Here is a 23,192-nt window from a genome sequence, read left to right as displayed (position 1 = left end):
GGGCGTGTCTTGATGCTCGCGCTGCCGGGTCTCGTCGGCTGCGCGACGCAGGCGCCGTATGCGCCTGTGCGCGACTTCGAGGTACGGGCCGACGGCCCGTTCGCGGACGTGCAGACGGCGGTGGACGCCGCCGTCGCTGGCGGTGCGCCCGCGCGCATCCGCATTGCAGCCGGGACCTGGCGCGGCGTCGTCGACGTGCCGCCCGACGCGCCGCCGCTGACCCTGGTCGGCGCGGGATCCACGGCCACCGTCCTGGTCAACGGCCATGCCGCGTCGCAGGTCGATCCGCGCACGGGACGTGCCTACGGCACCTACGGGTCGGCGACGATGTTCGTGCGCAGTGACGATTTCCGCGCCGAGCGGCTGACGATCGAGAACGATGCCGGCCCCGTGGGCCAGGCGGTCGCGCTGGTCGTGGACGGCACGCGTGCGGCCTTCGACCAGGTCCATGTGCTCGGCCACCAGGACACGCTGTATCTGCGCACTCCCGGGGCCGTCGTCTGGTTCCGCGACTGCCGCGTCGAGGGCACGGTGGATTACATCTTCGGCGCCGCTACCGCCCTGTTCGAGGGCTGCGCCTTGCATTCGCTCGGAAACGGCTATGTCACCGCGGCGTCCACGCCGGCCGAACAGGCGTACGGCTTCGTGTTCCGGCGGTGCAGGCTGAGCGTGTCGGCCGGGGTGTCCCGTGTCTATCTGGGGCGCCCCTGGCGACCGCACGCGGCGGTGCTGTTCGCCGATTGCGCGCTCGATGCGCCCGTGCCCGAGCCGGGCTGGCACGACTGGGATCAACCGGATGCCCGCACGACCGCGCGCTTCGGCACGATCGACACCCGCGGCGCGGTCGGAACGTCCCTGCCCGATGTGCCGTGGGGCGGCGAGCCTTCCGCACTGCCGACACCCGTCATGCTGTTCGGCGACTGGAGACCCTTCGAATGATCCGTTGCATGCGTCCCGCACTGTTGTCCCTCGTGTGGCTGCTGTCTGCTGGCGCGGCATCGGCTGCCGGGCCCGCGCGCACCGAGCCGGCTGCCGAGCGCATGCTCGCGGCGCAGACCGCTTCGGGCGGATGGCCCAAGCACCTCGCGGGCCGGGCCATCGTCTACGACCGGCCCTTCGATGCCACTGCGCAGGCGGCGCTGGACGCCGCCGACCGCGTCGACGACGCGACGATCGACAACGATGCGACGACGCGCGAGATCCGCTGGCTCGCCGCGGCCTGGGCGACCACCGGCAACGCCGCCTATCGCGATGCCGCACGGCGCGGTGTCGATTACCTGCTCGACGCGCAGTATCCGAACGGCGGCTGGCCGCAGTTCCACCCCGACCGCTCCGGCTACCGGGCGCAGGTGACGTTCAACGACGACGCGATCGTCCACGTCGTCGAGCTGCTGCAGGACATCGCCGAGGCCAAGGGGCCGCTGTCGGCGCTGACGCCCGAGCGCGGCGCGCAGGCCGCGGAGGCGGTGGGGCGTGCGCTGGCGCTGATCCTCGATGTGCAGGTCGTCCTCGACGGCGCGCCGACGGTCTGGGCCGCGCAGTACGATCCCGACACGCTGCAGCCGGCGACCGCGCGCAGCTACGAGCTGCCGTCGCTGGCGAGCGCCGAGTCGGCGTCGATCGTGCGGTTGCTGCTGCGCCAGCCGACACCGTCGCCGCGCCTGGTCGCCGCCGTCGACGCGGCCGAGATCTGGTTCCGCGCCCACGGGCTCGCCGATCTCGCGTTCGAGCGCAGTGGCCGTGGCGCGACCGCCGATGGGCATCTGCGCACCCGGCCCGGTGCCACGCTGTGGGCCCGCTTCTACGAACTCGAACGCCAGCAGCCGCTGCTGGTCGACCGCGGCGGTGTCGTCGTGCCCGCACTCGATGCGATGTCGCGCGAGCGGCGCGGCGGCTATGCCTGGTACGGCACCTGGCCGCAGCGCCTGCTCGACCGCGACCTGCCGGCCTGGCGCGCACGCCACGGCCTGCCGCCCGCACCCCCACACGCCGTGCGCTGAGCGCACGCAGGCGGTCGCCGTCCCGGGTGGCCGCGCCATTCGCCGAACAGGGAGATCCGATGTCCAGAGTCCACCGTCGCCGCATCCTCGCCGCCAGCGTGCTGTCGCTGGCGATCGCCGCCGCACAGGCCGCCGAGACCCCGCGCCTGCTGTTCCACGTCTCGGCCGACCAGGATTTCGTCGCCGATACCGCGCTCGGTGATCCGGTGCCGAACTTCAAGGACAAGGTGCGCCTGGTCGACGGCGGCGCACGCGGCCGTGCGATCGAATGGGACGACGACGGCGTGCTGTCGTGGAACGCGCCCGGCAACATCGACGCCGCGCGCGGCACGCTGAGCTTCTTCTGGCGCTCGCGCGATCCGGTCGGCGAGGCACCGTTCGTGATCTTCCGCGTCGGTTACGCCGATCATTCCAGCTGGGACATGGCGTGGATGCGCATCGACTGGAACGGCGCGGGCTTCGATGCCTTCGTCACCGATGCCAACCTGTCGCGCTCGCGCGTGTCGTTCCGCATGGACACGCCGCCGGCCGCCGATGCCTGGACCCACATCGCCTTCGCCTGGGACGAGACCGTGGGCGTGCGCCTGTACGTCGACGGCCGCGAAGTCGCACGCGAGGAGCGTCCGGCCAACGCGCAGGCGTCGTTCGACTACGACGCCGGCCTCGACCAGTTCGGCCTCGCCGCGCGCATCCTCGCGCCGCACCAGGTGCAGAGCCGCTACAACTTCCTGCGCGGCAGCGATTTCGACGACATCCGTGTACACGACCGCATGCTCGATGCCGCCGGCGTGCAGGCCGTGCGCGGTTTCCGCGCACCGACGAGCGCGGTGGCACCGGACGACCGCCACACGGCCTGGCTGTTCCGGCACGGCTGGCAGGACGGCGCCGCGCCGCCGCTGCTGAGCACTGCCACGACGTCGATCCGCAAGGTCGAGTTCGCCGATACCAAGGATCTGAAGCAGTGGATGTGGAAGGCCACCGACGGCATCGCCGAGACCACGTGGCCGGGCGTCTACAACCGCTCGCGGCTGCGTGGCCGCGACGATTATTTCCAGCTGCCCGACTGGGACACCTACGTCGATGGCGGCAAGGCGCTGGATTTGACCCTGCCTGACGAAGCGTTCAACCGCATCGAACTGCGCGGCGCCGCCTACGGTGAAGCGAGTTACGGCGCCGACGCCGGGACCCTGCAGCCGCTGTTCGCGCGGCCGCAGGGCGTGGTGCGCACGGTCGACAGCTTCGACACCCGACGCGGCGGGCACCTGCGCTTCGCCAACACCGCGCAGGAGACCCCGATCCAGCAGATCTGGGCCTACCACGTCAGCGATGCGGCCGAGCCGGCGGGTTCGGTCAAGCAGGCTTATACGATCCGCAGCAACGCGGAGATCGATTACACCAACCTCGCCGATCTACGCGCCTACATCGAAGGCCGCTTCGCGCCCGGGGAGCGCAGCATGGCCCTGGCGCTGCCGGGCCGGGCTGCGTTCCGGACGCGCGAGGCGGCGCAGGTGCCGGGCGCGCAGCCTGTGGTGCACGTGCTGATTCCCTCGGGCATCGGCGATGCGCCCGCCGCGCAGCCGCTGATCCGCAGCTGGGCGCACAGCTGGGAGAACATGTACGACGGGCTGGACGGCATCGCCATCGACATTCCCGCGCTGGATCTGCCGGCGACGCACACGGTAGACGGCGCACCGGCGATTCCGCTCAATATCCGTATCAAGGATCCGATCTGGCCGGCGCGCGACATGGTCGACGTGTCGGTGTCGGTGACGCCCGGCGAGAAGCGCACGCTGTGGCTGGACATGCGCGATCGCATCCTCACCCAGGACAGTCTGTGGATCAGCATCGCGTCGGCAGCGCCGGGCTTCGATGCCGCCGCGCTCGACGGCGCCGAAGTGCGCATGGTCTACAAGCCGCGCGAAGACGCGATTGCCGAACACGTCGCCGACCGCTTCAACCAGGTGCGCGACAACTGGGGCTTCCTCGTCGAGGAGCACACCACGTCCAAGCGTCAGCGCCTGTATGCGCGCGTGTTCGCCGACATCAGCGATCTGCTGCGGGTGGATCCGGGCCATGAACTCGGCCGGCGCTACTGGAACTACATGAGCTACAACAGCCAGGGCCTGCCGCCGTTCGAGCAGCCCGAGGCGCCTGCCGGCGTGCCGCTGTGGGCGTTCCGCCAGCTCGAGGACCTCAAGGCCGTGCGCCGCTTCATCGAATGGTGGATCGACGAGCGCCAGGTCGAATTCGGTGATTTCGGTGGCGGCATTTCCGACGACAGCGATCTGTCGCAGCAGTGGCCGGGCCTGGCGTTGATGGGCGTGATGCCCGACAAGCTCAATGCCTCGATCACCGCGCTGGCCGATGCCGCCTATGCCAACGACATGTTCGCCGGTGGCCTGTCGACGATCGAGACCGACGAGCTGCACGCCTACGAGGAAGGCATCAATACCAACAGCGCGATGACCCTGCTCAACTGGGGCGATCCGCTGACGATGACGCGTCTGATGGAGACCGTGCGCGATCTCGACGAGAAGATCGTGCTGCGCAATCCGCAGGGCCATGTGCTGTTCTCGAGCAACTGGTTCGGCGGCAACAAGGTCTACCGCGAGCCGCGCTGGCAGTGGCAGAAACCGTATTCGTTCCCGGTGCTGCATCCGGCGTTCCTGCTCGGCGTGTTCAACGCCGACCCGACCAGCCGCGCGATGATCACCGGCCTGGCCGATGGCTATCTCGCGCACGCCTACACCGACGAAAAGGGCGCCTGGCAGTTGCCGAACGAGATCAACTGGGCGACCGGCGAGCGCCGCGGCGGCGATCTGTTCGACGGCTCCGGTGGCGCCGACACGATGCACCTGTACTGGGCCGCGTGGCGCTGGACCGGTGACGACAAGTACCTGCAGCCGCTGCAGTACCGCGTGGACCGCAGCGGTCCGGCGGGGCTGTCGAACCTGGCCGAGAACTACGTCGACGTGCTCGGCAAGCGCGAGGAGTGGGGCACGCGTCTGCAGCAGTCGGCCGATGCGGGCGACACCGGCGTGCAGAGCGTGTTCGCCTGGCAGCAGACCGGCAACAAGGCCTACCTCGAAGCCCTGCACGCCGACGGCATCCGGGCCAAGGCGATGCGTGAGTACATGAACACCGAGGGCCACTGGTGGTCGGATCGCGTGGATGCGCCGAGCGAGTTCCTGCAGCGCGCCCGTCTCGGCGGCCTGGCCCTGCGTCGCAACACGACGTATCCGGGGCACACGGTGAGCTGGCGCTTCAATGATGACGCGCAGGCGGAACAGGTCGCGCTGCTGGTGTCGGCGCCGTCGCGCGAGGCGTTCAAGGTCATCGCGCACAACATCGGCGGGCGCACCGCCAGTGCGGCCATGACCGGCTGGAACGTCGCGCCCGGCCGCTGGCGCATCACCAGCGGCGTGGACCGCAACGGCGACGAGGCCATCGATGGGCGGGCGCAGACGCGCGAGGTTACGCTGGAGTCCAGCACGTCAGTGGACCTGTCGTTCGCGTCCGGCCAGACCCAGGTATTCGAGTTCGAGTTGATCGAAGCCGGCACGCCGGTCGAGACGCGCGCGGACATCGGCATCGGTCGCGGCGACGTGCGCGTGGTCGATGGTGCGGTCGAGGTCACCGTGCACAGCCTCGGCCATGCGGATGCGCCGGGTGGCGTCGCGATCCTCGAGGACGCACGTGGCCGCGAACTCGCGCGCGCCGAGATTCCCGCACTCGAAGCGCCGCGCGATCTGCGCCCGCGCAACGCGACGCTGCGTCTGGATCACGCGGTCGGCGTCGATCCGCGCGGCGGACGTGTGCGGATCGCGCTGCCCGGCGATGGCGAAGAAGTCACCCGGCTCAACAATGTCGCCGAGGTGCGTTGAGGCCACGATCCCTGCGCAGTTTCCGGTAGGAGCGCGCTCGCGCGCGATGGGGCTTTAGCGGGACCGCCCCGTTCGCGTGCCAGCGTGCTCCTACAGAGGATCGGGCCGACTGGACGGGGCGCGTGCTGCGCCCGCGGCATCGAAATCGGATGCGGCAGCATGGGCCGCATCAGGCTGTTGTAGGAGCGCGCTCGCGCGCGATGGGGCTTTAGCGGGACGGCCCCGTTCGCGCGCCAGCGCGCTCCTACAGAGGATCGGGTCGACCGGGCAGGGCGCGTGCTGCGCCCGCGGCATCGAAACAGCCGCGGCAGCATGCGCCGCATCAGGCTGTTGTAGGAGCGCGCTGGCGCGCGATGGGGCACCCCGGCCAAGACGTACGCACGACAGCGCGTTCGCACGTGCGAGCGGACGTGCGTCCCCGTCAGCGCACGAACGGCTCGATCGTGCGGATGCGGCCGTCGGCCTCGTGGACGAGTTCGGCGACTTTCGCGCTGCGCAGATGGGTGCGATCGGTCAGTTCGGTGTCGTGATAGAACAGGTACCAGCGGCCCTCGGCCTCGACGATCGAGTGATGCGTGGTCCAGCCCTGCACCGGCGTGAGCACGACGCCGCGGTAGGTGAACGGGCCGTACGGCGAATCGCCGGTCGCATAGGCGATGGTGTGGGTGTCGCCGGTCGAGTAGCTGAAGTAATAGCGCCCGTCATACCGGTGCACCCATGCCGCTTCGAAGAAGCGCCGGTCGAGATCGCCGCCGCGCAGTGGTGCGCCGGCCTCGTCGAGCAGCATGACCTCACGCGGCGCCTCGGCGAACGACAGCAGGTCGTCGGACAGACGCGCGACGCGTGGCATCAGCGCGGGCGCATCGGGTTGCTGCAGGTCGGTCTCGCCCATCGACGCGTCGTAGCTGCCCGAGACCCAGCGCTGCAACTGGCCGCCGTGGATACCGCCGAAGTACAGGTAGCGCGCATCGTCGTCGACGAACACCGCCGGGTCGATGCTGTAGCTGCCCGGGATCGGCGCGGGCCGCGCGGTGAACGGCCCCTCGGGGCGATCCCCCACGGCGACGCCGATACGGAAGATGCCGTCGTGGTCCTTCGCCGGAAATACAGGTAATGGCGGCCGTCGCGGTGGGTCGCGTCGGGGGCCCAGAGTTGCCGGTCCGCCCACGGCACGTCCTCGAGCCGCAGGCCGGGCGCATGCACGGTGACCGGCCCGCCGATGTGGTCCATCGACAGCACGCGGTAGTCGCGCATCACGAAGGCGCTGCCGGGTTCGTCGTCGCGCGGCGGCTCGTCGACGTCGTGCGAGCCGTAGACGTAGATCCGGCCGTCGACGACATGCGCGGACGGGTCGGCGATGAAGGCGTCGCGCACCAGCGGCGCATGCCGGAACGTCGGCGTGTCGGCAGACGGTGCGGTGGTCGTGCAGCCGGCGAGCAGGGTGGCTGCAACGACGACGAGAACGGAACGTCTTGCGATCACTGGGTGCCTCGCTGGATGAAGGGCGCTTGCCGGTAGAGCATACGTTCCCCGCCGCGCGGATCGTGCTCCAGCCGGGGTGCAGAATCGAACACCATCGTCTCGCGCGCCGCTATCGAGTAGGGCGCCCAGGCCGGCATGCCGGCATGGTTGGGATCGCCGCTGCGTGCAAAGGCCAGCAGTGCGTCGCGCATGGTCGCGGCGACCGCGCGGGCTTCGCTGCCATCGCCGGTCTTGGCGCCGGAGACGGCGGTGTTGCCGAATAGCAGCGGGATGTCGAGCGTATGGAAGGCGCGCGTGCGCGCGCCCTCTTCGGTGCGCGGATACCAGTCGAGCTGGTAGGCCCAGGTGTTGGTCCCCTGCGCCGCGCGCACTTCGAGTTCCTCGACTGCGCCGCGCCACGAGCGTCCCGCGGTGGTCGCGGCGAAGAACACCTCCGACGGCGTGTAGTCCGGATACAGGCGCCGGTACTCGGCGACGACGACGGCGGGGTCGAGATCGACGAATTGCTGCGTGCGCAGCTTGGCCGGCAACGCGTCCCAGCTCAGGGAGAAGTTGTCGGGATCGTTGCCGAGGAAGGCGCGCGTCTCGTCGCGGGTATTGCCGATGACCATCGGGATGCCGGCCGATTGGGGCGGCGCATCGGGCCAGAACGGATGGCGCGGCAGGTGCACCGTATCGACGACCGGGCCGAAATACAGCGCGCTGCTCTCCACACGCGAGGGATCGCGCACGGTCTGCGCGTCGAGCAGGGCCTGCATCGGCAGCGTGCGCAGCCGTTCGAGATCACCCGGTGCGACGCCGAGCGCGTCGAGGTACAGCTCGGCGCGCTGCGTCGCGGCGCGCGGACCGGCTGCGGTGACCTGCTGTCCGCTCATCGTCCACGCACGGTGAAACCGGCCACGCGCGGCCGGCATCGCCATCAGCGTCGCGATCTTCGCGCCGCCGCCGGACTGGCCGAACACGGTGACGTTGCCGGCGTCGCCGCCGAATTCTGCCGCATGCGTTTGCACCCATTCCAGCGCCTGCACCAGATCGAGCTGGCCGACGTTGCCGGCATGCGCGAACGATGCGTCGCCGAGATCGCGCAGGTGCAGATAGCCGAATGCGTTGAGCCGATGGTTGACCGTGATCACCACGACATCGCCGTTTCGACACAGCGCACCGCCGTCGTACAGCGGATCGCTGCCCGAGCCGGTGTTGAACGCACCGCCGTGGATGTAGACCAGCACCGGGCGCTTCGCGCCATCGCGCAGCGCCGGCGTCCAGACGTTGAGGCGGAGGCAGTCCTCGCTGCCGAGGCCCTCGCTGCCGCGCTGCGGTGCGGACGGGCCATACTCGAGCGCATCGCGCACGCCGCGCCAGGCGGTTTCCTGCAATGCGGGCTGCCAGCGTCGTGTCGCGGTATCGGCACCGTAGGGCACGCCGCGGAACACGTGCACGCCCTGTTCGACGCTGCCGCCGATCCGGCCGCTGCGCACGCGCGCGACGGTGGTGCGTGGCGATGGATCGGCGGCGAACGCGCCGGGCAGCGCGGACAACGCTGCGACGCCGGCACCGACGCGCAACCAGTGGCGACGGCCGGGATCGGTCGGGATGTCGGTCATGGGGTGGTGGTCTGTTCCTGGATCCAGTCGAGGGCGAGCTGCGGCCAGCGGGCGAGGGCGCCGGTCGCGCCGCGCGTGCCAAAGCCGTGTCCGCCATGGGGAAACACGTGCAGCGAAGCGGGGACGCCGGCGCGCAGTGCGGCGGCGTGCATCGACAGCGTATTGCCGACCGGCACCGCGTCGTCGTCCTGCGCATGCAGCAGGAACAGCGGCGGGGTGTGCGCGTCGACATACTGCTCCGGCGACAGGCGCGCGACGGCCTCCACCTCGGGCGTGTCGCCCGCGGCCAGCAATCGGGCACGCGAGCCGGCGTGCGCCAGCGGCGGCTGCATCGAGATCACCGGATAGATGAGCAGCGCGAAATCAGGGCGCGGCGACAGCGTGTCCGCGGCATCGACCGCGGAGTAGATCGGGTCCGGTGTCGTTGCCAGCCGCGCGGCGACATGGCCGCCGGCGGAAAAACCCATCACGCCGATGCGCGCCGGATCGACACCGTAATCGGACGCTGCGGCCCGGATCAGGCGCATCGCGCGCTGCGCGTCGGCCAGCGGTGCGTCGGCGCTTTCGGCATGCGCGCGGTCGGGCAGGCGGTAGCGCAGCACGAACAGGGTGATGCCCGCCGCGTCCACGAATGTGGGGACGAGCGCTGTCCCTTCCTTGTCGAGCACGATGCGTGCGTATCCACCGCCCGGGGTCACCAGCAGCGCGGTGCCGTTGGGACGCGCCGGCACGTAGACGGCGAGATAGGGCGCGCGGACCTCTTCGATGATGCGGTCCGGCGCGCGCGCGTCCGCACTTCGTTCGCTGATCCGGCCCGGCGATTGCCCGGCCAGTGCCGGCCACAGCGCGATCCTGGGCACCGCGTCGTCATGCGTGGGCGCGGCATGGACGACGAACGGCAGCATGAGCAGAACACCGCACCAAAACGCTGGAAACCCGCAGTTCCGCATCGCATCCGCTCCGTCTTTCGTTTGCCGCCTCGCGTTTTTGACGCACTGCACATTGAAGATGACACCGGTTTACCATACAAGACACCCCCAGGCATCGCGATCTGCGGTGCAGCAAACGGACCAGGCCAGGAGTACCAAGTTGAACAACGCCACCGCGCATCCGTCGTCGCCTGCGACGTCATCCGACGACACCCGCGGCATCGTCGAGGCCTTTCTCGATGCACGGCGCAGCGGTCGCTCGCTGCCCGGCTTCCCGGGCACCATTCCGGCCGATCTCGAAGCGGCCTACGCCGTGCAGGACCAGGCGATCGCGCAGTGGCCCGATGCCGTCGTCGGCTGGAAGGTCGGCTACATCGCACCGGAGAAGCGCGATGCCTCCGGTGACGACCGCCTGCTCGGCCCGGTGTTCCGTACACGGCTGCAGCAGGCGAATACGGCGACCGCGTTCGAGGTCTTCGATGGCGGCTTCGGCGCGATCGAGGCCGAGTACGTGCTGCGCCTGGAGGCCGATGCGCCTGCCGACAAAATCGAGTGGACGCCGGAAGAGGCCGTGGCCCTGCCGGCGACGCTGTTCATCGGTCTGGAGGTCGCGAGTAGTCCGCTGGCCACGATCAACCAGCTCGGTCCGCGCGTCGTCGTCTCCGATTTCGGCAACAACAACGGCCTCGTGGTCGGCGGCGAAATCGCCGACTGGACGACGCTCGACGAGGCCACGCTGACCGCCGAGAGCTGGATCGACGACACGCGCGTCGGCACGGGCGGCGCGACGACACTGCCCGGCGGCCTGCGTGCGGCCTACGCCTTCGCGCTGGCCCGCTCGGCACGCCGCGGCCGTCCGCTCAAGGCCGGCGATCTGATCGCGACCGGCAATGCCACCGGTATCCACGACATCCTGCCCGGGCAGCGCGCCCGCGTGGTGTTCGCCGGGTACGGCGAGATCGTACTCACTGCGCGGGCGGCGGCCCCGCACTCGGAGGAGCACGCGGCATGACGACGCGGCGCGCCTTCCTCGCCGGGCTCGGCGCGGCCTGCGCCGCGCCCCTGCTGCCTGCCGCGCTGCACGCGGACGAGGCGGCCACGGTCCTCACCGCCACCGACGTTCACGTCGCCAACTACCCCACCGTCGAGGCGGTGAAGTGGATCGGCGAGACGATGCTGCGCGAGACCAACGGCCGCGTACGCCTGCGCCAGTACCACTCCGGCCAGCTCGGGCGTGAGTCCGAAGCCATCGACATGGCCCGCTTCGGCGCGATCGACATGACCCGCGTCTACGCAGGCGCCTTGAACAATGCGTTTCCGCTGACCACCGCGCTGTGCCTGCCGTATGCGTTCGACTCGGTCGCACACATGCGCCATGCGCTCGATGCCGGCGTGGCGCAGACCGTGCTCGACGGCTTCGGTACACGCGATCTCGTCGGCCTGGCGGTCTACGACAGCGGCGCACGCTGCTTCTACAACACCCGCCACCCGATCGTGACCCCGAAGGACCTGCACGGCCTGAAGCTGCGCGTCGCCTCGTCGGACATGTTCATCGATCTGGTGCGCCTGCTCGGCGCGAACCCGACGCCGATGTCGCTCGGTGACACGTTCTCCGGCATGGAGACGCACATGATCGACGGCGCCGAAAACAACATGCGCAGCTTCCATTCCAGCCGGCATTTCGAAGCCGCGCGCTACTGGTCGCAGAGCGAGCACTCCTACGCGCCCGACATCCTGCTGATCTCGCAGCGCTCGCTCGATGCGCTGCGCCCGGGCGATCGCGATCTCCTGATCGACACCGCACGCGCGTCGGTGCCGGTGATGCGCAAACTCTGGGACGCGTCCGAAGGCGCCGCGCGGGAGGCCGTGGCCGACTACGGCATCGAATTCAACGATGTGGACATGGACGCATTCCGCGCCGCGGCCCAGCCGCTGCGCGAGCGCTACCTGCGTCAGCCCGAACTGCAGACCCTCTACCGTCGCATCCGCGACCTCGCCTGATTCGACCGAATCCGACCACGGAATCCACGATGTCCGAAGACACGACCCTCGCGCCCGACGGCGCACCCAGGAGCGCGCTCGACCGGCTTGCCGATGCCGTCATCGCCGTTGCCGCCACGGCCCTGTTCGGGCTGGTGATCGTGCAGGGCTGGCAGGTATTCGCCCGCTACGTCATCAACGACTCGCCGAGCTGGACCGAGCCGGTGACCCTGCTGCTGCTGAGCATTGCGATGAGCCTCGGCGCCGCCGCCGGCGTGCACACCAACCGCCATTTCGGTTTCTTCCTGCTGCAGGAACATATGCGCCCGACGATCCGCCGCCTGGTGGAGCTGCTGGTGCCGCTGGTGATCATCGCGATCGGCGCGGTCATCGCGTGGTGGGGCGCGGTGTTGCTGTTCGACGGCCTGCACGTCAAGGCGGCGGGCGCCCGGCTTCCGCAGAGCATCAACTATCTGCCGCTGTCGCTCGGCGGCGCGCTGATGGTGCTGTTCGCACTCAACCGTTTCGTGCGCGTCCTGCGCCCTGCGCCGGCCGGGGAGGGCCACTGACATGGCGATCGCGATTCTCTTCCTGGTGTTCGCCGGTCTGCTGATGGTGGGCGTGCCGGTGGCCTTCGCCCTGGCTGCCGCCGCGCTGGCGACGCTGCTCTATCTCGACCTGCCGTCGATCGTGCTTGTGCAGCAGGTCTCGGCGGGCATCGGCTCGGCCTCGCTGATCGCGATTCCGCTCTTCATCTTCGCCGGCGAGATCATGATGCGCGGCGGCATCTCCGAACGCCTGATCGCGCTGGCTTCGTCGCTGGTGGGGCGTATGCGCGGCGGCCTGGGTCAGGTGTCGATCCTGTCCTCGTTGTTCTTCGGTGGCGTCTCGGGTTCGGCGATCGCGGACGTGTCGGCGGTCGGCGGCACGATGATTCCGCAGATGGTCAAGCGCGGCTACGACCGTGATTTCGCGGTCAACGTCAGCATCACCGCGGCGCTGGTCGCGCTGCTGGTGCCGCCCTCGCACAACCTGATCCTGTTCACCGCGGCGGCAGGCGGCGGGCTGTCGATCGCCGACCTGTTCGCGGCCGGCATCATGCCCGCACTGCTGATGACGGCGGCGCTGATGCTCACCGGCTACCTGGTCGCGCGCCAGCGCGGCTACGGCGTGGAAATCTTCCCGGGCTGGCGTGCGGTGCTGCTGCGTCTGGTGTCGGCACTCCCGGGCCTGGGCCTGGTCGCGCTGATCTTCGTCGGCATCCGCATGGGCATCTTCACCGCGGTCGAGAGTGCCGCCATCGCGGTGGTCTACGCGCTGCTGGTGACGATCGTGCTGTATCGCCAGCTGCGCGTCCGCGAGTTCATGGAGACGATCGTGCACGCGGCACGCAGCACCGGCGTGATCCTGTTCGTGATCGCCACCGCGTCGGTGTTCGGCTGGTTGCTGGCCTACCTGCAGGTGCCGTCGGCGGCGGTCGATTTTCTGCAGTCGTTCGCGCACAGCAAGCTGGCCGTGCTGCTGATGATCATCCTGGTGCTGTTGCTGCTCGGCACGTTCATGGACCTGGCGCCGCTGATCCTGATCTGCACGCCGATTTTCCTGCCTGTCGCGCGCGCCTACGGGATCGATCCGATCCACTTCGGCCTGGTGCTGGTGCTGGCCGGCGGTCTGGGTCTGGTGACCCCGCCGGTGGGCTCGGTGCTCTTCATCGGCACGGCGATCGGCAAGATCACCGTGGTCGAGAGCATGCGCACGATCTGGCCGTTCTGGATCGCGGGCTTCATCGTGCTGCTGATCGTGGCGCTGTTCCCGGGGCTGTCGCTGTGGTTGCCGGGAGTGTTGCGCGCCTGATCGGCGGTGGGTGATGGATCACGAGACGGCTCCGGGTGCGGGGCCGTTTCTTTTTCAGCAGTTGTTCGCTTTTTTTGGTTCATTGGCACCATTCCCGTGCAGGTGGTGGCTCAATCTGGTGAAGATTTGCTCCTGCTCCTGCTCCTGCTCCTGCTCCTGCTTGGGCTTGGTTTGGCTTTGGCTTTGGCTTTGGCTCTGCTTCGGCTTCCGCCTTTGATCTTTCGAGCCGTAAAGCGAGCCGAGCATCGCAGGACGGCGGGGCCGAAGAGCAGCCCATGTTTGAGCGTAGCGAGTTTGGGCTGCGTGCCCCGTCGTCCGAGAAGCGCAGGGGACCGCCGCGGCTTCATGCGGCGGATCGCGTCCGGCGATGGCGGTTTTGCTTACTTTTGACAAGACAAAAGTAAGCCGCGCGAACAGCGCGGAAGCTCTGTTTTTCGCGGCGGGGCGTGACCATAGGGGATAAGCGAACAAAGCAAGTGCACGGCTTTCGCCCGCTACGCGTGCGAGTCCCTTTTTGAAGAACCAAAAAGGAACCAAAAAGTCCCTTCGCCGGACGCGATCCGATGCGATACAGCCGCATCGGTCCCCTCCGCTCCTCGCCTGACGCGGCACGCAGCCCAAACTCGCTACGCTCAAACATGGGCTGCTCTTCGGCCGCGTCAGACTCCGGTGCTCGGCTCGCTTTACGGCTCGAAACGTCAAACGCTGAAAGCCAGAGCCAGAGCCAGAGCCAGAGCCAGAGCCAGAGCCAGAGCCAGAGCCAGAACCAGAGCCAGAGCCAGAGCAAACGCAAACGCAAACGCAAAAGCCAAGCCAAAGCGAGGTGGAAGCGGGTGCCAAGGCGGAAGCGACAGCCACCACTGACGCCGTAGGCGGGGAGGGTACAGTCGGCGCTGCGGAAACGAACAGCAGAGCGGGTTCGCGTCCGGCCTCGCGCGGTCGGCTGAGGCTGCGACGCCGGCGACGTGCGCGTACGCGCGAAGCATGACCCTGGCCAACGCTGTTCGCGCGCGAGCGCGCTCCTACAAATGTCTCGGGCGGTGTATGTGTAGGAGCGCGCTCGCGCGCGAGGGCCTTCCCATATGCGCCCACACCCGCGGAACGATCGCGGCGGACGCCCTTCGCGCGCGAGCGCGCGCCTGCAACACGCCTGGGGATGATCGGATGCGGCAGCGGCCTGCGCGCGAAGACCGGCCGAACGTGGCCAGTGAAACGAGGTCTCAGCGCACGCGCCGGTTCACACCATCGCCGCGCGGCGCGCGGCCGCCCTTGCCCATCGATCCGCGACAGCAGGTGAGGTCAGACAGGCCACCGTGTCGGTCACCGTGGTGACCGCGCGCTCGAGCAGCTGGATGTCGGCCTCGTGCTGGCGCGCGACGTGCGGATCTTCGAAGAACACCGCGCGCTGGCAGCGGCCGTCGAGCACCCGGTCGGCGATCTGGGCGTCGCCGCCGAGCGGGCCACTCTGGAAGCGTTGCGCCCAGTCCTGGCCCTGCGGCCAGCCGCGGCGCCAGGCGAGTTCGTTGAGGCGCTGGCCCGTAGTACCGGTGGCCACGCGTGCGCCGAAACGCGACAGCAGCTCGAAGTGCCGGTCGGCGAATTCGAGCATCTGCGGCTTCATCGCGTCGTGCGCGATCAACGCGAGGGTCTGGCCTTCGAACGCGTGCAGCGCGTCGGCGCCGGCGTCCGGGGCGAGTCCGGCGTGCAGGCGCTCGCTTTCCACCCAGTCGCGCGCCGAGGCCACGGTCGACAGGAACGGCTTGCCCTGGATCACGCACTGGCGCTTCAGCGCCACCGCTTCGGGGAAGATCGACGACGGGTCCACCGGATCGATCAGATAGACCGCGCCGTCGAGCGTGCGCCCTTCGCCGAGACCGACGACCTCGGCGACGAGCTTCATCAGGCCGCCCTCGCGGCCGTAGGGATACCGGACCAGGCCGGCATACCCGTCGAGCGCGCGATGGCGGATCACTGCATCGTACGTGCGCCCCACCGCATGCAGGCCGACGCCGAGTTCGCGCAGGCCCGTCCCGCTGGCGCGCAGCCAGCGGAACAGGGCGGCGTCGGCGCTCGCATGATGACGCCGATTGGCGGCCAGCCCCAGCCGCATCAGCCTTCCATCTGCTCGAGTTCGCGGCCGCGGGTTTCGTTGACGTAGCGCAGCACGAACACCACCGACAGCGCGGCGGCGATCGCGTAGAGGCCGTAGGCGCCCGCGAGGCCGATGCCGGCCAGCAGCATCGGGAAGGTCCAGGTGATCAGGAAGTTCGCGCCCCACTGGAACAGGCCGGCGACCGCCAGGCCCGAACCGCGGATCTGGTTGGGGAACATCTCGCCGAGCATCACCCACATCACCGGGCCCCACGAGGCGTTGAAGAAGATCACATAGAGGTTCGCCGCGACCAGCGCGAGCACGCCCATCGAATCCGACAGCACCAGCCGGCCGTCGTCGCCGAGCGTGCCGGTCCAGAACGCCGCGGTCACCGCCGCCAGCGTGACCGCCATGCCGGCCGAGCCGATCCACAGCAGCGGCTTGCGACCGATGCGGTCGACCAGCAGCAGCGAGACGATGCAGGCGCCGATGCTCAGCGCACCCGACAGCACGTTGATCAGCAGCGCGTCGTTCTCCGAGAAGCCGACCGCCTGCCACAGCACCGCGCCGTAATAGAACACCACGTTGATACCGACCAGCTGCTGGAACACCGCGAGGCCGATGCCGACCCAGACGATCGGACGCACGCGCCCCGTCACCTTGGACACGAGATCCGAGAACTTCGGCCGATGCAGATCGGAGGCCAGCGAATCGCGGATCTCGCCGAGCTTGCGGCGGCCGTCGACATCGCCGTACAGGCGCACCAGCACGCGTTCCGCCTGGACCAGCCGGCCCCGCGCGACCAGGAAGCGCGGGCTTTCGGGAATCGCGAACAACGCGACGAGAAACAGCGCCGCCGGCGCCATCTCGATCCAGAACATCCAGCGCCAGGCCTGATAACCACCCCAGAATTCCGCGGTCGAGCCGCCGGCCACACGCGCCAGCAGATAGTTGCTGAGGAACGCCGCGAACAGGCCACCGATGATCGCGATCTGCTGCACCGTCGCCAGCCGGCCACGGTAGCGGGCCGAGGAGACCTCGCTGATGTAGGCCGGCGACATCACGCTGGCCGCGCCGACCGCCAGACCGCCGATGACGCGATAGATCACGAATTCCAGCGAGCCGGTCGCCACGCCCGAGCCCCAGGCCGACACGAGGAACAGCACCGCGGCGACGATCAGCAGCGTGCGCCGGCCGAACACGTCGGCCAGCCGGCCGGCGAAGAACGCACCGACCGCGCAGCCCAGCAGCATCGAGGCGACGTTGAAGCCGGTGCCCACCGAATCGGAATTGAAGGCGCGCTGCAGGCCGTCGACGGTGCCGTTGATGACGCCGCTGTCGAAGCCGAACAGGAAGCCGCCGATCGTGGCGACGCAACTGATGAGGATGATCAAGCCGGTGTTTTCGCCGCGCGGCGCGCCCGACGCGCCTTCGCTGGTGCTGATGCCCATGTGCTGTGGTTCCCGATGCATTCGCGGCGACAGGCCGCCCTCCCATGCCGGCCCGCAGCTGCGGAGCGGCCCCATCCCCGGGCGCTGTACACCGGTGGACGGACGCGTCGTGCATCGCGTCGCCGATGGTGCGTGCGGGAGTTCGGAGCGTAGCGCAGCGTCGGGCCGTGTGCTTGCTGCACCTGCGACTCGCAGGCCTGTTTCGATCCCGCCGCGGTCGCCTTAGTCAGCGCATCGGTGCATCGAAGAAACGACGACTGCTGCATTGCAGAATGCCCGCGCCGCCGCACTTTGCTACGGTCGATGACCAGCGGTGTCATCGGCGCTCGGCCGGGCATTCGCGGTTCCGTTTCGAACTCTGGAGATCTGCATGTCGTTTGCCCGCCCGATGCTCGCGGCCACCCTTTTCACGGCCATCCTGGCGGCGACCGCGTTCGGCGCGGCGGCACAGACACCGAGCGCGGCGGCCGAATCCTGGGCCCGCGGCATCGAGCATCAACGCAAGGCCGATCTCGGCAACGGCACGTTCCTCAATCCGGTATTCGCGGGCGACCGCCCGGATCCTTCGGTGCTCAAGGACGGGGACGACTACTACCTCACGCAATCCTCGTTCGATGCCTATCCCGGCCTGCCGGTCTGGCACTCGCGCGATCTGGTGAACTGGCAGCCGCTCGGGCACGCGATCACGAAGAATGTCGGTTCGATCTGGGCGCCGGACATCGTCAAGCACGACGATCGCTACTACATCTATTTTCCCGCGCGCCAGGGCGGCACCGAGGGCAGCACACGCAGCAATTTCGTGGTGTGGGCCGACGACATCCGCGGGCCCTGGAGCGCGCCGATCGACATCGGCCTGCCGGGCCACATCGATCCCGGCCATGCGGTCGGCGAAGACGGCAAGCGCTACCTGTTCCTCAGCGCCGGCGACTACGTGCAGCTGGCCGACGACGGCCTCAGCGTGGTCGGCGAGATCAAGCACGTCTACGACGGCTGGCAGTATCCGGAGGACTGGGACGTCGAGGCCTACGCGCAGGAAGGCCCGAAGATCAATTTCCGTGATGGCTGGTACTACATGACTACCGCCGTCGGTGGCACCGCCGGTCCGCCAACCGGGCACATGGTGATCACCGCACGCTCGCGTTCGATCCACGGGCCCTGGGAGAACGCGCCGCACAACCCGATCGTGCGCACCGTCAGCCGCGACGAGCCATGGTGGTCGCGCGGTCATGCCACGATCGTCGAAGGCGTCGACGACCGCTGGTGGATGATCTACCACGGCTACGAGAACGGGTACTGGACGCTGGGCCGGCAGGCGCTGCTGGAGCCGATCGAGTGGACCGACGACGGCTGGTACGTCGCCAAGGGCGGCGATCTGGGTCAGCCGCTGGCGATGCCGGCAGGTGAGTCGGTCGGCGAGCACGGCATGGCGTTGTCGGACGACTTCGACGGCGACGCGCTCGGCCACCAGTGGTCGTTCTTCAATCCGGCCCAGGACGAATACGAGCGGCTGTCCTTCGGCGATGGCGCAATGACCCTGCGCGGCAAGGGTCGCTCGCCGCGCGACAGCTCGCCGCTGACGGCGATCGCCGGCGACAAGGCCTACCAGTTCGAGGTCGAGATGGAGATCGCGCCCGGCGCGCAGGGCGGGGCGCTGCTGTTCTACAGCGATCGCCTCTACGCCGGCGTCGGCAGCAACGGCGACCGCTTCGTGATGCACCGCTACGGGCTGGAGCGGCCGACGACGCTGCCGCCTGGTCCCGGCGGACGCCTGTGGCTGCGGGTCACCAACAACCGCCACATCGTCACCATCCACACCAGTCGCGACGGCCAGGCCTGGGAGAAGTACCCGGTGCAGATGGAGGTCTCGGGGTATCACCACAACGTCGCCGGTGGCTTCCTGGCGCTGAAGCCGGCGATCTATGCGGCGGGCGAGGGCGACGTGCGCTTCCACAATTTCCGCTATCGCGCGCTGGACTGACGGCGCGTCGTACCGACGACGGGCCGGCACGGGGCCGGACTTGGCCTATCATGGAAACCGCACGACAACCGGTCCGGGGACCACGGATGCCCGCAAAGAGCAAGATTCCGAAGCCGGGCGAACCCGCCAGGCCGGCGACGATCAACGACATCGCGCGCCTGGCGGGCGTGTCGAAGAAGACCGTCTCCCGGATCATCAACAATTCGCCGCTGGTGCGGCAGGACACGCGCGAGAAGGTGGAAACCCTGATGCGCGAGGTCGGCTACGTGCCCGATCCGCTGGCCCGCGGGCTCGCGTTCCGGCGTTCGTTCCTGATCGGCATGGTCTACGACAACCCGACCGCGCAGTTCATCGTCAACATGCAGTACGGCGCGCTGGATACCCTGCGCGGCTCGGGCTTCGAGTTGGTGGTGCACCCGTGCGACAGCCGCAGCCCGAACTACATCGACAGCGTGCGCCGCTTCGTGCAGCAGCAGAAGCTGCACGGGGTGATGCTGGTGCCGCGGGTGTCCGAGGACCAGGCGCTGGCCGACATGCTGGCCGAAATCGGCGTGCGTTACGTGCGCATTGCGGCGGTGTCGATGGACACGCCCGAGCGCATGGTCGTCACCCACGACCACGACGGTGCGGCCGAAGTGGCCGATTACCTGCAGTCGCTCGGGCATACCGACATCGCGATGATCACCGGGCCCAGCGACTACCGCTCGTCGATCGAACGCTCCCAGGGTTTCATCACCGCGCTCGAGCGCCGCGGCATCGAGCTGCCGAAGGCGCGCGTGGTCGAGGCCGGCTACACCTTCGAATCCGGCGTGGCCGCCGCCGAGACCCTGCTCGGCGCGAAGAAGCGCCCGACCGCGATCTTCTGCGGCAACGACGAGATGGCGGCCGGCGTCTATCGCGTCGCGATGCGCGCCGGCATCAGCATCCCGCGGCAGCTGTCGGTGGTGGGTTACGACGACAGTCCGCTGGCCTCGCGCCTGTGGCCCCCGCTGACCTCGGTGCGGCGCGACACCCGAGACACCGGGCGCATCTCGGCCGCGATGCTGCTGCAGCCCGAAGGCACGCCGCGTCCGCTGGCGAGCGTGCGCCCGCATCTGATCGTGCGCGATTCCTGCCAGCCGCCGGGGTGATCCCCGGCGTGTCACGGAAGGGCGCTGCGCCGTTCGGGGCGTCCCGGCCCTCATCGATGAGGGGGCGACAGGGGCGTTACGGTCGCGGGCGGGCAGTGGGCCGGTGAGCCATCGCTCGATGGGCGCGTGCCGGAACGGACGGCCGCCTGGACGTAGATCCGAAGGCCCGTGTCATGGGGAATGCCCATGCGTCGGCCGTCTTCCGGGCGTGCGCGGGCGACGCTGCCAGCCTGATCCACCATGCATCCACGCCCCGCAAGCCCGATCATCGGCGTTTTGCGGCGGCGCGGTATGACACCGGTTACCGAAACCCCTAGAATCGGGGTTCCGCCTGGAGCAGCGCACCCGCGACGGAGTCCGCCATGTACCAGAAGACCTATCACGCGACCCATCCCGGGGTCATGCCGGGCATCTCCAGCGACGCCCTGCGTGATCTGTATCTGCTCGACGGCCTGTTCGCCGACGATGCGCTGCGCCTGAGCTACACCCATTACGAACGCTTCGTCATCGGCGGCGCATCGCCGGTCACCGGGCCTCTGTCGTTGCCGGTGCAGACCGAACCTGCATCCGCCGCCGGACGGCCGTTCCTGGAGCGTCGCGAGCTGGGCATCGTCAATGTCGGTGCAGGTGCCGGCACGGTGACCGTCGACGGCACGGCCTATGCGCTTGCACCGAAGGACGGGCTGTACGTGCCGATGGGCAGCGCCGAGGTCGTGTTCGCATCCGACGATGCGTCTGCGCCCGCGACGTTCTATCTCGCCTCGACGCCGGCGCATGCGCGCTTCGAGACGAAGAAGATCTCGATTTCCGACGCAGTCCCGCTCGAGCGCGGCGCGCTGGAGACCAGCAACGAACGCACGATCTACCAGTACATCGTGCCGGCCACCTGCCAGTCCTCGCAGCTGCTGCTGGGCTTGACGATCCTCAAGCCGGGCAGCGTCTGGAACACGATGCCGCCGCATCTGCACGACCGGCGCAGCGAGGTCTATTTCTACTTCGAGCTCGGCGACGCCGACCGCGTCTACCACTTCATGGGCGAGCCCGACGCGCAGCGCCACATCGTGGTCCAGAACAACGAGGCCGTCGTCTCGCCGCCGTGGTCGATCCACATGGGCGCCGGGACGTCGAACTACTGCTTCATCTGGGCGATGGGCGGCGAGAACCTCGACTACACCGACATGCACGTGCTGGACATCTGCCAGCTCAAATGACCGGCCGGACCCGGCCACAACACGCATCGCCACCACACGTATCGCAACAGGGAGCAACGCAATGACGAATCCGTTCAGTCTCAAGGGCAAGGTCGCGCTGGTCACCGGCGCCAACACCGGGCTCGGGCAGGGCATCGCACTGGCCCTGGCGGAAGCCGGCGCGGACATCGCCGCGGCCGGCATCCAGGCACCCAGCGAGACCGAAGCCAAGGTCAAGGCCCTGGGCCGCCGCTTCGTCGCGATCGAGGCGAACCTGATCACCGTCGAGCCGATCGACCGCGTGGTCAAGGAAACCCTCGACGGCCTCGGCGGCTTCGACATCCTGGTCAACAACGCCGGCCTGATCCGCCGCGCCGACGCGGTCGATTTCAGCGAGAAGGACTGGGACGACGTGATGAACGTCAACATCAAGTCCGCGTTCTTCATGTCGCAGGCGGCCGGCCGCCACTTCATCGCGCAGGGCGGCGGCAAGATCATCAACATCGCGTCGATGCTGTCGTTCCAGGGCGGCATCCGCGTGCCGTCGTACACCGCCAGCAAGTCGGGCATCGCCGGCATCACCCGCCTGCTCGCCAACGAGTGGGCCAGCAAGGGCATCAACATCAATGCCATCGCGCCGGGCTACATGGCGACCGACAACACCGCGCAGCTGCGCGCCGACGAGGCCCGCAACAAGTCGATCCTCGACCGCATCCCGGCCGCGCGCTGGGGCGAGCCCTCGGATCTGGGTGGCACGGCGGTGTTTCTCGCCAGCCGCGCGTCCGATTACGTCAACGGCGCGGTGATCCCGGTCGACGGCGGCTGGCTCGCGCGCTGATCCCATTCCATATCCGCAGGACACGTCGCACCGGCGTGTTCCGCAGTTCCACCTCCCCTCGAATCACGCAAAGAGAATGTTCATGAAAATCGCATTGATGCAGGAATTCAGCCAGGCCGCCAAGAACCCGGTCGTGCTGGAACAGCTCAACACCGTTGCGGCCGACAAGGGCCACACCGTGTTCAACGTCGGCATGGACGGTGACAACGACCACCGCCTGACCTACATCCACCTCGGCATCATCGGCAGCCTGCTGTTGAACGCGAAGGCGGTCGATTTCGTCGTCGCCGGTTGCGGCACAGGCCAGGGCGCGCTGATGTCGCTCAATGCCTGGCCGGGCGTGTACTGCGGGTACTGCATCGAGCCGACCGACGCCTTCCTGTTCGCGCAGGTCAACAACGGCAACGCGCTGGCGATTCCGTTCGCCAAGGGCTACGGCTGGGGCGCGGAGATCAACATCCGCTACATCTTCGAGAAGGCGTTCGACGGTGAGCGCGGCCAGGGTTATCCCGCCGAGCGCAAGGACTCGCAGATGACCAATGCCGGCATCCTGGCCGACGTCAAGAAGGGCGCATCGAAGGACTTCGTCGAAGGCCTGAAGGCGATCGACCAGGAGCTGGTGAAGCAGGCCGTCGGCGGCGAGCGCTTCCAGAAGGCGTTCTTCGACAACGCCCAGGACGAGGCCATCGTCGCCTACGTCAAGGGCGTGCTGGGCAAGTAAGCCCCGCGATGCCGGGCCGTCGCCTCGCGACGGTCCGGTGCTTCACCGCGATACCGGCA

17 protein-coding genes and 1 pseudogene are annotated in these 23,192 nt (G+C 68.8%); 12 read left to right on the top strand and 6 right to left on the bottom strand.

Annotated features, from left to right (window positions below; all coding sequences use genetic code 11):
* The first annotated feature begins 12 nt into the window (after window positions 1-12).
* From ACF3M1_RS13785 to ACF3M1_RS13775, 3 genes are read left to right on the top strand one after another with little or no spacing between them, the layout of a single operon-like run.
* Complete coding sequence (locus ACF3M1_RS13785) at window positions 13-939, top strand: pectinesterase family protein (protein WP_394001569.1); 927 nt, start codon at window positions 13-15, stop codon at window positions 937-939.
* A gap of 8 nt (window positions 940-947) precedes the next feature.
* Complete coding sequence (pelA, locus tag ACF3M1_RS13780; RefSeq protein ID WP_394001567.1) at window positions 948-2,000, top strand: pectate lyase; 1,053 nt, start codon at window positions 948-950, stop codon at window positions 1,998-2,000.
* Window positions 2,001-2,059: 59 nt separating this feature from the next.
* Window positions 2,060-5,884 (top strand): LamG-like jellyroll fold domain-containing protein, encoded by a 3,825-nt coding sequence (locus tag ACF3M1_RS13775; RefSeq protein WP_394001565.1) that lies wholly within the window; start codon window positions 2,060-2,062, stop codon window positions 5,882-5,884.
* A gap of 421 nt (window positions 5,885-6,305) precedes the next feature.
* Here the strand turns inward: ACF3M1_RS13775 and ACF3M1_RS13770 are convergent.
* The 3 genes and pseudogenes from ACF3M1_RS13770 to ACF3M1_RS13760 all read right to left on the bottom strand — a co-directional run bounded on the left by ACF3M1_RS13770 (window position 6,306) and on the right by ACF3M1_RS13760 (window position 9,920).
* Window positions 6,306-7,324 (bottom strand): annotated as a pseudogene (locus ACF3M1_RS13770) (glycoside hydrolase family 43 protein).
* Between the two features lie 38 nt (window positions 7,325-7,362).
* Window positions 7,363-8,970 carry a carboxylesterase/lipase family protein gene (locus tag ACF3M1_RS13765; RefSeq protein WP_394001563.1) on the bottom strand — a complete coding sequence of 536 codons (1,608 nt, stop codon included), beginning with the start codon at window positions 8,968-8,970 and terminating at the stop codon, window positions 7,363-7,365.
* Entirely contained in the window at window positions 8,967-9,920 is a 954-nt protein-coding gene (locus ACF3M1_RS13760; RefSeq protein WP_394001561.1) for an alpha/beta hydrolase, read from the bottom strand. The genes ACF3M1_RS13765 and ACF3M1_RS13760 overlap by 4 nt, the downstream gene beginning before the upstream one ends.
* Window positions 9,921-10,059: 139 nt before the next feature.
* Between ACF3M1_RS13760 and ACF3M1_RS13755 the strand changes: the two genes are divergently transcribed.
* Genes ACF3M1_RS13755 through ACF3M1_RS13740 form a run of 4 tightly spaced genes read left to right on the top strand, consistent with a single transcriptional unit; the run spans window position 10,060 to window position 13,733 of the window.
* Window positions 10,060-10,911, top strand: coding sequence for a 2-keto-4-pentenoate hydratase (locus tag ACF3M1_RS13755; RefSeq protein ID WP_394001559.1), 852 nt, complete (start codon window positions 10,060-10,062; stop codon window positions 10,909-10,911).
* A complete protein-coding gene (locus ACF3M1_RS13750) occupies window positions 10,908-11,900 on the top strand; it encodes a TRAP transporter substrate-binding protein (RefSeq protein ID WP_394001558.1) in 993 nt (330 codons plus the stop codon). Before ACF3M1_RS13755 ends, ACF3M1_RS13750 begins: the two co-directional genes overlap by 4 nt.
* Window positions 11,901-11,929: 29 nt before the next feature.
* Complete coding sequence (locus tag ACF3M1_RS13745) at window positions 11,930-12,448, top strand: TRAP transporter small permease (RefSeq protein ID WP_394001557.1); 519 nt, start codon at window positions 11,930-11,932, stop codon at window positions 12,446-12,448.
* 1 nt (window position 12,449) lies between these two features.
* Complete coding sequence (locus ACF3M1_RS13740) at window positions 12,450-13,733, top strand: TRAP transporter large permease (RefSeq protein ID WP_394001555.1); 1,284 nt, start codon at window positions 12,450-12,452, stop codon at window positions 13,731-13,733.
* A gap of 54 nt (window positions 13,734-13,787) precedes the next feature.
* Here the strand turns inward: ACF3M1_RS13740 and ACF3M1_RS13735 are convergent, their stop codons facing one another.
* The 3 genes from ACF3M1_RS13735 to ACF3M1_RS13725 form a co-directional block, all read right to left on the bottom strand.
* Window positions 13,788-14,270, bottom strand: coding sequence for a hypothetical protein (locus ACF3M1_RS13735; RefSeq protein ID WP_394001553.1), 483 nt, complete (start codon window positions 14,268-14,270; stop codon window positions 13,788-13,790).
* 700 nt (window positions 14,271-14,970) lie between these two features.
* A complete protein-coding gene (locus ACF3M1_RS13730; protein WP_394001552.1) occupies window positions 14,971-15,843 on the bottom strand; it encodes a methylglyoxal synthase in 873 nt (290 codons plus the stop codon).
* The gene (locus ACF3M1_RS13725) at window positions 15,843-17,276 is read right to left on the bottom strand and encodes a sugar porter family MFS transporter (protein WP_394001550.1); all 1,434 of its coding nucleotides are present in this window, start codon (window positions 17,274-17,276) and stop codon (window positions 15,843-15,845) included. The genes ACF3M1_RS13730 and ACF3M1_RS13725 overlap by 1 nt, the downstream gene beginning before the upstream one ends.
* Before the next feature lie 370 nt (window positions 17,277-17,646).
* Between ACF3M1_RS13725 and ACF3M1_RS13720 the strand changes: the two genes are divergently transcribed.
* The 5 genes from ACF3M1_RS13720 (at window position 17,647) to ACF3M1_RS13700 (ending at window position 23,133) form a co-directional block, all read left to right on the top strand.
* Window positions 17,647-19,254, top strand: a complete 1,608-nt coding sequence (locus tag ACF3M1_RS13720) for a family 43 glycosylhydrolase (RefSeq protein WP_394001548.1) — start codon at window positions 17,647-17,649, stop codon at window positions 19,252-19,254.
* A gap of 86 nt (window positions 19,255-19,340) precedes the next feature.
* Complete coding sequence (locus tag ACF3M1_RS13715) at window positions 19,341-20,384, top strand: LacI family DNA-binding transcriptional regulator (RefSeq protein WP_394001546.1); 1,044 nt, start codon at window positions 19,341-19,343, stop codon at window positions 20,382-20,384.
* Between the two features lie 362 nt (window positions 20,385-20,746).
* Window positions 20,747-21,595 carry a 5-dehydro-4-deoxy-D-glucuronate isomerase gene (gene kduI / locus ACF3M1_RS13710; protein WP_394001544.1) on the top strand — a complete coding sequence of 283 codons (849 nt, stop codon included), beginning with the start codon at window positions 20,747-20,749 and terminating at the stop codon, window positions 21,593-21,595.
* A gap of 61 nt (window positions 21,596-21,656) precedes the next feature.
* Window positions 21,657-22,412 carry a 2-dehydro-3-deoxy-D-gluconate 5-dehydrogenase KduD gene (gene kduD / locus ACF3M1_RS13705; protein WP_394001542.1) on the top strand — a complete coding sequence of 252 codons (756 nt, stop codon included), beginning with the start codon at window positions 21,657-21,659 and terminating at the stop codon, window positions 22,410-22,412.
* Between the two features lie 82 nt (window positions 22,413-22,494).
* The gene (locus tag ACF3M1_RS13700) at window positions 22,495-23,133 is read left to right on the top strand and encodes an RpiB/LacA/LacB family sugar-phosphate isomerase (RefSeq protein WP_394001540.1); all 639 of its coding nucleotides are present in this window, start codon (window positions 22,495-22,497) and stop codon (window positions 23,131-23,133) included.
* Window positions 23,134-23,192: the final 59 nt, after the last annotated feature.

This window comes from Luteimonas sp. WGS1318, from assembly GCF_043187535.1.
In the GTDB taxonomy this organism is placed as follows: Bacteria; Pseudomonadota; Gammaproteobacteria; order Xanthomonadales; family Xanthomonadaceae; genus Luteimonas.
This window is presented reverse-complemented; position numbering and strand designations above follow the sequence as displayed.

Bases quoted from the DNA above. Each gene is read 5' to 3' on its own strand.
- ACF3M1_RS13785 (WP_394001569.1), top strand. From the start codon at position 13: ATGCTCGCGCTGCCGGGTCTCGTCGGCTGCGCGACGCAGGCGCCGTAT.
- pelA (WP_394001567.1), top strand. From the start codon at position 948: ATGCGTCCCGCACTGTTGTCCCTCGTGTGGCTGCTGTCTGCTGGCGCG.
- ACF3M1_RS13775 (WP_394001565.1), top strand. From the start codon at position 2,060: ATGTCCAGAGTCCACCGTCGCCGCATCCTCGCCGCCAGCGTGCTGTCG.
- ACF3M1_RS13765 (WP_394001563.1), bottom strand. From the start codon at position 8,970: ATGACCGACATCCCGACCGATCCCGGCCGTCGCCACTGGTTGCGCGTC.
- ACF3M1_RS13760 (WP_394001561.1), bottom strand. From the start codon at position 9,920: ATGCGGAACTGCGGGTTTCCAGCGTTTTGGTGCGGTGTTCTGCTCATG.
- ACF3M1_RS13750 (WP_394001558.1), top strand. From the start codon at position 10,908: ATGACGACGCGGCGCGCCTTCCTCGCCGGGCTCGGCGCGGCCTGCGCC.
- ACF3M1_RS13745 (WP_394001557.1), top strand. From the start codon at position 11,930: ATGTCCGAAGACACGACCCTCGCGCCCGACGGCGCACCCAGGAGCGCG.
- ACF3M1_RS13740 (WP_394001555.1), top strand. From the start codon at position 12,450: ATGGCGATCGCGATTCTCTTCCTGGTGTTCGCCGGTCTGCTGATGGTG.
- ACF3M1_RS13730 (WP_394001552.1), bottom strand. From the start codon at position 15,843: ATGCGGCTGGGGCTGGCCGCCAATCGGCGTCATCATGCGAGCGCCGAC.
- ACF3M1_RS13725 (WP_394001550.1), bottom strand. From the start codon at position 17,276: ATGGGCATCAGCACCAGCGAAGGCGCGTCGGGCGCGCCGCGCGGCGAA.
- ACF3M1_RS13720 (WP_394001548.1), top strand. From the start codon at position 17,647: ATGTCGTTTGCCCGCCCGATGCTCGCGGCCACCCTTTTCACGGCCATC.
- ACF3M1_RS13715 (WP_394001546.1), top strand. From the start codon at position 19,341: ATGCCCGCAAAGAGCAAGATTCCGAAGCCGGGCGAACCCGCCAGGCCG.
- kduI (WP_394001544.1), top strand. From the start codon at position 20,747: ATGTACCAGAAGACCTATCACGCGACCCATCCCGGGGTCATGCCGGGC.
- kduD (WP_394001542.1), top strand. From the start codon at position 21,657: ATGACGAATCCGTTCAGTCTCAAGGGCAAGGTCGCGCTGGTCACCGGC.
- ACF3M1_RS13700 (WP_394001540.1), top strand. From the start codon at position 22,495: ATGAAAATCGCATTGATGCAGGAATTCAGCCAGGCCGCCAAGAACCCG.